This window comes from Thermanaeromonas sp. (genome assembly GCF_021890735.1).
Taxonomy (GTDB): Bacteria; Bacillota; DSM-521; order Neomoorellales; family Neomoorellaceae; genus Thermanaeromonas.
The window spans coordinates 1-8703 of sequence record NZ_JAKKUR010000076.1; the positions used below are offsets into that span (position 1 = coordinate 1).

The window sequence follows — 8703 nt, forward strand, 5'->3', positions numbered from 1 at the left end:
ACAATTAGGGGTTGACTGCTCTTTCTTTATTCTTCTGGAATATGCCCAGGAGCTTCTTCCAATTAACTCGTGGGCCTAGTACCATAAGCACTATCAATACCCAGAAAAATACTACATACGGTCGGGTAAAGAAAACCGTCCAGTCATTGTGAAAAGTCTTTAATGCGGTCCTTAAATTAAACTCTGCCATGGGGCCAAGCACTATGCCCATTATCATAGGAGGTAACGGGATATTTCTAGCTTCCATAAAGTAGCCTATCAGGCCAAATAAAATCATTACGGCTATATCAAACATATTACCGTTTACCGCATAAGTCCCAGTCAGGCATAACAAAGCTATAGCCGGGATAAGCCGGTTAAGGGGGAAGGAAATTATCCGGGCGAAATATCTCGCGCCGTAAAGCCCAATGATAAACATAATCGCACTGGCGATTAAAAGACTTGCATAAATGGCGTAAACCAGGTCAGCTGAATTCTTGAACAACATTGGGCCAGGTTGTAAACCATGAATCATAAAGGCTCCTATCAGCATCGCCGTGACTGTGTCACCTGGAACCCCTAGTGTAAGCAAGGGAACTAGATTACCTCCTATAGAGGCGTTGTTGGCTGCTTCTGAAGCACAAATCCCCTCGGGAACGCCAGTACCGAATCGTTTCGGATCACGATCGCGTTTCTGTTCATATTCATAGGCCATTACGGAAGCCATGGCGCCTCCGGTAGCACCCGGTAACACACCTACCCACATTCCAATAAAACTGGCGCGTATGATGGTGGGTAAAACTTTGATCATTTCCCGTAGGCTAAGCCTTATATCTCCGACTTTCTTAGGAACCTCCTCAGATAAACGCGCAGCCCTAGCTTGGCGAAGTACTTCGGATATTCCAAACAGACCGATCATGATCGGTATAAAATCTATTCCGTTCAGTAAAGCAATTTGACCAAAGGTTAGACGCGGAATTCCTGTTACTGGGTCTACCCCGATAGTACCTATAAGCAACCCGATTAAGGCAGAAATAATACCTTTTACCAAATCCTCCCCCGTAAGATCTGATATAGAAGCCAGTCCCCAAACAGCCACAGCAAACATTTCGGCCGGTCCGAACTTTAGCGAAATACGTGAGATAGCTTGAGCCAACACGATAAGTACTATTACTCCAAAGATAGAACCCATAAACGAGGCGTAGGCACTATATGCTAGTGCTTTCCCAGCCTCTCCTTTTCTAGCCATAGGATAACTGTCCCGTGCCGTCATAACGGCAGACGGGGTTCCCGGTATCCGCACTAAGCAAGCCGAAATACTGCCACCGTATAGTGCCCCAATATAAATCCCCAATAACATCGATATTCCCGACAAGGGATCCATACCAAAGGTAAAAGGTATTAGAACAGCCACAGTCATAGTAGCAGTGAGCCCCGGAATAGATCCTACTGCAACCCCTGCTATAACCCCCACGACTATCCATATAAGAACCCCAGGTGTCAACGCCCGTAAAAAAGCGGACAGAAACTCAAGCATTTGAAACACCCCATTCATGGTATACATTTGCCAAGACATCGGGTCTGCTAAAATAGTATACCTTGCGGAAACTGTACTTTTAGTAAGGAGTGAAATAGATAGTAGATCATAGCTACCAGTACCACAGCAGTAGGAAATGCAGTCTTGGTTTTAACACCAAACAATGCCATAGTAAAAGCAACAAAGAGAGTACTGGTAACGAAGTATCCTAAGACGGGCATAAGAAAGTAGTAAGCCATAAGAGCACACAAGAAGATAACGGATTCACTTTTAAACGAAAAAGTTGACACCTCTATCTCTTTGCGGTTTCTAAAACCAGTGTAAGTGAGCCAGAGGCTACAGAAGAGTAGACCATAAGATAGGATGCGCGGGAAAAAGTCCGGTCCCATTATACCCTTAGCTATTTCACCGTATCCTTCAAACTTAGAAACATCCCATAATGTTATAGCAGCAATTAACCCGCAAGCAAGGGCTAATAAGAACCTGTCATTTAACTTAATTGTTCTCATTCTCCTAAATCTCCCCTCGAACTACCTGTAAATTTATTTATCGTGGAGGTCCCGCGTAAGGTCTCGCGGGACCTCAGTCTTTTAAATTCTACCAACCCATAAGTTCTTTCACTTTTCTCTCTTCCTCTTCCAAGAAGCGTTTATATTCTTCTGGTCCCATGTACTTCACGTATAAACCAAGCTTTTTCATCTTTTCCACGTGTTCAGGATTCTCTATTCCCTGCTTAAAGGCTTTAGCCAAAATGTCAATTATTTCTTTAGGCGTACCCTTAGGAGCAGCGAGCCCTCTTGCCGAATGTGAGACTACATTAATCCCCAGTTCCTTAAGGGTTGGCACGTCTGGAAATTCCTCTACCCTTTGCTCGGTCATAACTGCGAGCACCCTAATAGAACCATCCTTGAAGGGACCATAGACTTCACCTACATTGCCGAAAAGCACATCTACATGGCCTCCAAGAACTGCGGTAAGGTTGTCCGCAAATCCCTTAGAATGTATAACATTAAATTTTGCACCCGTCTGCCGTTCAATAGCAATAGCTGCTAAGTGGTCGTCGCTACCCACCCCAGTTGAGGTGACGCTTACTTTTCCAGGATTCTTTTTAGCCGCTTCAATGATGTCTTTTATATCTTTGAACGGGCTATCCTTCTTAACAGCAATAGCGCCGGGGTCAACTACATGGTTAGCTATGGGTACGAAACTAGACAAATTATGAGGATTCTTCAGGTTCGGATCTAGATAACCGGTCATCAAATTAGGAGTATTAATGTATCCAATAGTATAGCCATCCGGCTTGGCCTGTGCTAATTCTGACCATCCAACCCAGCCGCCTCCTCCGGGTTTATTTACCACTATCATTTGCTGCCCGAGTATTTTCTCAACATACGGTAACAACGTTCTAGCCCCGACATCGGTGCCGCCGCCAGCTGCATAAGCTACTATTACATTAATGGGCTTCGTAGGGTACTTTTCCTGCTTACTGCCGCATCCTGCGCTGACAAGTATGAGAGCCGCTATGCCTAGGAAAATTAATAAGTAGTATATTCCCTTTCTTTTCAGCATGCTTTTCTTCCCCCTTTCGATTTTCTACAAGTTTTTAAACCAACATTTTCTTAAGTATACTAGCCCTTCTGGGTAATTAGGCATTTATCACCCCTTTCTCACAAAAGTAATATCAGCGGTTTTTAACGACTGGTTATACAGAATAGCTCTTCATGTTTAACCTCTTATCTTTTGTTAAAGGCTTACTCTTAGCCAGCTAACAGGGGAACCCTGTTAGCCTACGCCATGTTTGCAGCAACTATACCCTATCTTGTGTTCCACAAGAGGTTTGCAATGGGCGCACTACAATATTGCGCTAAGCCCTTGCAATGCAATTCGGTATAGCAAGTTTTGTGCCAGTGCTTAATATTGCTTCTCCAACTGTATAGGTCACCTTGGATTTCTCAACATATTTCTCAAGTTAACTTTTCACAGTAGTAAGTTACTCCATGTCCCGGTCAAGTAGTATACCCACCTATGAAAAACCACAACTTTAGCATTCTGGTAACTACCATTTCTGAAAAAGCATGAGCTACGGCCACAGTTCGAGAGTCGCCAGCCACATAAACGTGTTTCGGCTACGCGGAAACGGGCCTTCTTCAGCGTTCTTGCAGCCAAAGGCTGATAAGCTTTTCTTTATTCTAGAAGGGGAGCTTCTGAGTAACCTACTCGCATACAGAATTGCGGATTATGCAAAATAGCTCCTCATGCCGCCCGACTTCGGCTTTGGTAAGCTCCCCGGAAGCCACCCGCAAGAGGAGTTCTAGAAGCTCGGCTCCCACTTCCTAGCCTCTGACCTTCCAGGATACCGCTGGCATCAAAATCGATATTCAGTTCCATACGCTTGAAAGTATGGAATTGCCTGTAATTTTTATCACCGGTACCCCGGGAAAACCCGTGGGTGTACCGCGGCCGGTAGTAAAGGCCACCACCTGGCACCCAGAAGCCACCAACCCCGTAGTAGCCTCTCCATCGTGGCCCCCGCAGTCCAAAAGATAAAGCCTTGGCCCTGGTACCTCTTGTCCGTAAGCGAGAACCCACTTAATGGGGCCGGTCCCGGCCTTGTAGATCCCGCCCAAGGCCTTTTCCACCACGGTAGTTACTCCGCCGTCTTCATTGCCCGACGAAATCAAGGCGGAGCGGTGGCAATTGGGCTTCCATCCTTTCAATGGTAGCCAGAATATCCTGCGCCACTTCTTCACTTACCGCCCTCACCACTTTTACTGGTTTCCCAGCACCGGCAATACTTTCCGCCACTTCATGAGTCCGGAGTCGCTCGCAGCCTAGTCCTACAACTACAACGCCGTAGAAATTAGGATGTCTCCCCACCCCCTTGAGAGCCCGGGCCGTAAGCTCAAGATCCCAGCCTACCTAACTGCACCCTACCGGGTGGCAGAGAGCTACGGTATCCCCTAAATCCTTGCCATTAGTTTCAGTACAACCCTGGTGTTCTAACCAGTCGCTAACTATTCCCTTGGCCCTCCGGGTACGGTTTCCATTATAATGTTCCGTTCCTTTTCCCCGTTCAGAACAGAGATTATGGAGGTGAACCCAGCTACCAGCCGGAATAGGCACCTTGGCTTTACCGATCTTTTCCCCGTACTTGAGCACTGATTCCCCGTCTTCTATAGGGGGCAAGGCTATCTTATGCCCAAAGGAAATATCCTCTCTCCGGCTATTAACCTTATCTCACCCTCTTCCGTAGCCACCCTGACCTCCTCCCCAGCCTGCACGTTGCTTAAGACCACAGCTACGTTATCCCGAGGATGCAGCTGCAAGGCTCTAGGCATTTAGCTTCACCTCCAAACTCAACAAAGCCCCCTTGTCAGCTTGCCCAGGCTTCTTCCCTGAGTTTTTTTATGATGCCCTCGAGTTAATTTCGCAGAACTTTTAATACCAGGTAGGCTTAGTACCACCAACAAAATTTCTCACGGTTAAAGTGCTGAATCGGAGATCCTTGGGTTTCGCTGATCTATTAATTTTTTATAAAAGCGAGAAGAGAATTACCCGAATAACGGCTCTATCCATGGCACATCAAACTCCTTACCCAAGGCTTTAAGCATCTCCTCTACCTCAGGTTCCAAAGGAATTCCTTCTCTCTTCCTCACCTCTTCTGTCCGGAATTCGATTTCTCCGGGCAGTAATACCTCTTCTACGCCATAGGCGGGCGGCAGACCTTTTATCTCATCGATCATCTGATCTACACGGTTTTTGAACTCCTCTATGTCGCCAAAGGCCCTAGGATCGATAGCTGCAAAGACATGTCCAAGGTTTTGCCTTTCCTTGAGATTGCGATATAAATCACCTATATGTGGACCAAAGGCAGCCCCGGTGAGGATACCAGCAAAAATATCTATTAAAATCGCGATGGCTGAACCTTTAGCCCCTCCAAAAGGTAACACAGCTCCCTCTAGAGCCTTTTTAGCGTCTGTAGTAATACGTCCCTCTGTGTCTATGGCCCATCCTTCGGGGATACTTTCACCTTTTTGGGCCGCAAGTATGATTTTCCCCCTAGCCACAATACTCGTGGCCATATCGAAAACTATAGGTAATCTCCTGTTGGACGGTATAGCCACAGAAATGGGATTCGTTCCTATATAGGGAGAACGCGCACCCCAGGGAGCCATAGTCGCCGGAGCATTAGAGAGAGCTATGCCTATTAAGTCCTCCTTCAAGGCGCACATGGTGTAGTAGGCCGCGGCTCCGAAGTGGTTGGAGCCCCGTACGCCTACCAATCCAGTTCCAATCTCCTTGGCTTTTTTAATGGCTAACTGCATGGCCCTGTAAGATGCAACCTGTCCAATAGAGCTCTTCGCATCCATTAAAGCAACAGCTGGAGTATCCTTGATTATTTCCGGCTCCGCATGAGGATCAACCAATCCTCGCCTTATCCTCTCCACATAAATACCCATCCGGGTAACACCGTGTGAGTCTACACCCCGCAGATTGGCTTGAACCAATGTATCTGCCAATAGATGCGCTTTCTCTTCCTCTACACCCAACTTAACAAGTACCTGGGTGCAAAAATTTAGTAACTCTTTAGCTCCATACCGTTTCAAGGATTTCACATCCTTTTTGCTGTAAAATTTCATCTACCCACCGCCTGTCCCAAGTACCCTCTTCCACCTGTTGGAAAATGGCCTGCTCGCGGGCAGCCAGTTCGCTCGTCCTACGGAGAACCTCTTCTGCTTCCTTGGCCGGTATCACTACTACGCCATCCGCATCTCCCACAATAATATCCCCCGGGTAAACTGCCACGCCACCGCAGGATATAGGAACATTTATCTCTCCCGGACCGTCTTTATAAGGACCACGGGGGCTGGCCCCTTTGGCGAAAACGGGCAAGTCTAATTGCTTTATCCCCGCCCAGTCCCGGACAGCGCCATCTATGACAAAACCCCTCAGTCCCTTCTTCAAGGCATAACGAACCATGATTTCCCCTAAAATCGAGTTGGTCATATCGCCCTGGGCATCTACTACAATAACGTCTCCCGGCAGGGCCATATCAAGAGCCTTATGGACGAGCAAATTATCCCCTGGACGTGTTTTTACAGTAAAGGCTATACCTACCAATTTGCTATCTTCCCGCAAGGGCTTTATCGCAGCATCCATGCAAAACATTCTCCCCATGTTGTCCGCTATGTTGGAAGTAGAGTAAGGTAAAAAAGCATCGGCTAGCGAGAGAGGGGGGCGTCTAATTTGGGTATAAATCCGAAAACCTATACTCATCAGATTTTCACTCCTTATAAACCAGGACATTTACTCAAAGGTTATAACATTTCAACCGGCGGTAAAACGTAGCTAAACTTATACCCATTTCCCGGGCCGCTTTTCTTTTCCCTTCTACGCTCCATCCATACTTAGCCAGCAGTTTTAAGATCTTAAGTTTTTCTTCTAAGTCGTCACAAGAATTATATACCTCAGATCCCCCCTTCTTTTCGCATGATTTGGCCAACATTTTTAGATTGTAAGGTAGGCTATCCAGGCCTATTCGCACATTCTCTTCAATATTAACCGCACACTCTATCGCATTTTCCAGCTCTCTAACGTTTCCCGGCCAGTGGTAATGGAGGAAAAATTCTTTAACCCGGGTGCTAAATCCTGCGAATTTTTTTCCCGTCTTATGAGCATACACCCTCAAAAAATATTCGGCTAAGTAAATAATGTCGTCTGGCCTTTCCCGCAAGGGAGGGACATATATGGGGATAACATTCAACCGATGGTAAAGGTCTCGGCGGAACTTACCCTCCTCTACCATCCGTCCCAAATCTCTATTGGTAGCGGCTATAACCCTTATGTCTACCGCCCTACGTGCCCTACCACCTACACGCATAAATTCCTTTTCTTGGAGTATTCTTAGGAGTTTAGCCTGCAAATGGAGGGGTATTTCTGAAACTTCATCTAAGAACAAAGTCCCCCCATGGGCTAACTCTATAATCCCAGGCTTACCCTTGACAGAGGCGCCTGTAAATGCTCCTCCCTCATAACCAAAGAACTCGCTCTCCCATAGGTTTTCAGGAATAGCTGCACAGTTGATAGCGACAAATTCTCCTGTTCTACCGCTTTCATTATGAATAGCAGAAGCAATTAGCTCCTTTCCTACCCCGCTTTCCCCAATAATCAATACACTGGCATCCGACTTGGCAATTCTTCTTACCAACCGTTTTATTTCCCGCATTCTACTGTTCACTGTCTTAATGTCTTCCAACCTATATCTTGCCCCTGGGAGCTCCAAGATTTATCACCTCAGGTTTCCAATTTTCGGATTGCATTTTCTATGTGCATCTTCATAGCTTTATAGGCTCCATCCCCGTTCCTGTACATAAGATAGCGTATGATTATTTGATGCTCTTCTAAAAGGACGGGCAACCTGCTAGGGACACCCAACGTATGCTTTTTACATAATCTAAAGCATTCCAGCCAATATTGTTCTATGGCATCGGCTACCTGGATGAAAATGGGACTATGTGTAGCTCGAACAATGGCCATATGGAAATAGAAATCTTCTTCTACCGCGGTTCCCCCCGCTACGATGTTATTCCTTACTTCCTCCTGCAGCTGACAAATTCTATCCAGCTCCTGTTCAGTGGCATACAAAGCTGCTAGCCTCGCAGCTTCGGGTTCAAAACCCCGCCGGAAAATCAGTAACTCCATAGCTCGATCTTTTTCTTCCGGGCTTATACCAATATTGGCTGGTATAAGCCGTGGTTCCACTTTCCTTACAAAGCAACCTACCCCGTGCTTCACCTCGATGAGTCCGATGGCCGCTAAGGCACTCAAAGCCTCGCGCACAGCCAAGCGGCTAACACCATAAAGTTTAGCGAGTTCACGCTCAGAAGGTATTCTTTCCCCTGGCTTTAATTTTCCTGACAATACTTGTTCCTTGATGTTGGCTACAATTTGCTCATATAATTTGACTCTTTTAAGCTCCCGTGCTTCGATACCCACTGGTATGTCTCCTTGTTATCCGGTGTCCATACCACTTAGTGTTATTGTTATAATATTCTACGTTTCTCCTGTTTTTCCTGCCTCCTGTGACTACTTTTTTAACCTCATAATACAACGTACTCCCCTACATATATCCTTTGTCCACTACAGTCCAGCCAAGTCGTAAAATAAACTCTAAACAGAACATCCAC

General features: G+C 46.3%; 11 protein-coding genes. All 11 read right to left on the reverse strand.

Annotation, left to right across the window (positions count from 1 at the left end):
• Window positions 1-4 precede the first annotated feature (4 nt).
• The 11 genes from L5656_RS09440 to L5656_RS09485 all read right to left on the reverse strand — a co-directional run bounded on the left by L5656_RS09440 (window position 5) and on the right by L5656_RS09485 (window position 8512).
• Complete coding sequence (locus tag L5656_RS09440; RefSeq protein WP_297202319.1) at window positions 5-1516, reverse strand: tripartite tricarboxylate transporter permease; 1512 nt, start codon at window positions 1514-1516, stop codon at window positions 5-7.
• Between the two features lie 47 nt (window positions 1517-1563).
• Entirely contained in the window at window positions 1564-2025 is a 462-nt protein-coding gene (locus L5656_RS11430) for a tripartite tricarboxylate transporter TctB family protein (RefSeq protein ID WP_366018227.1), read from the reverse strand.
• Between the two features lie 88 nt (window positions 2026-2113).
• A complete protein-coding gene (locus L5656_RS09445; RefSeq protein WP_297202321.1) occupies window positions 2114-3085 on the reverse strand; it encodes a tripartite tricarboxylate transporter substrate binding protein in 972 nt (323 codons plus the stop codon).
• 809 nt (window positions 3086-3894) lie between these two features.
• Window positions 3895-4158, reverse strand: a complete 264-nt coding sequence (locus L5656_RS09450) for a UxaA family hydrolase (RefSeq protein WP_297202323.1) — start codon at window positions 4156-4158, stop codon at window positions 3895-3897.
• A 19-nt stretch (window positions 4159-4177) separates the two neighbouring features.
• On the reverse strand, window positions 4178-4393 hold the full coding sequence (locus tag L5656_RS09455) for a UxaA family hydrolase (RefSeq protein WP_366018229.1): 216 nt from the start codon (window positions 4391-4393) through the stop codon (window positions 4178-4180).
• Between the two features lie 42 nt (window positions 4394-4435).
• Window positions 4436-4675, reverse strand: a complete 240-nt coding sequence (locus L5656_RS09460; RefSeq protein ID WP_366018230.1) for a hypothetical protein — start codon at window positions 4673-4675, stop codon at window positions 4436-4438.
• Window positions 4676-4704: 29 nt separating this feature from the next.
• Complete coding sequence (locus L5656_RS09465; RefSeq protein WP_297202327.1) at window positions 4705-4854, reverse strand: hypothetical protein; 150 nt, start codon at window positions 4852-4854, stop codon at window positions 4705-4707.
• Window positions 4855-5067: 213 nt separating this feature from the next.
• Window positions 5068-6156, reverse strand: coding sequence for an Ldh family oxidoreductase (locus tag L5656_RS09470; protein WP_297202329.1), 1089 nt, complete (start codon window positions 6154-6156; stop codon window positions 5068-5070).
• Window positions 6104-6823 carry an RraA family protein gene (locus tag L5656_RS09475; RefSeq protein ID WP_366018233.1) on the reverse strand — a complete coding sequence of 240 codons (720 nt, stop codon included), beginning with the start codon at window positions 6821-6823 and terminating at the stop codon, window positions 6104-6106. The genes L5656_RS09470 and L5656_RS09475 overlap by 53 nt, the downstream gene beginning before the upstream one ends.
• A 4-nt stretch (window positions 6824-6827) precedes the next feature.
• Complete coding sequence (locus L5656_RS09480; RefSeq protein WP_297202333.1) at window positions 6828-7772, reverse strand: sigma-54 interaction domain-containing protein; 945 nt, start codon at window positions 7770-7772, stop codon at window positions 6828-6830.
• Between the two features lie 38 nt (window positions 7773-7810).
• Complete coding sequence (locus L5656_RS09485; protein WP_297202335.1) at window positions 7811-8512, reverse strand: FadR/GntR family transcriptional regulator; 702 nt, start codon at window positions 8510-8512, stop codon at window positions 7811-7813.
• Window positions 8513-8703 lie beyond the last annotated feature (191 nt).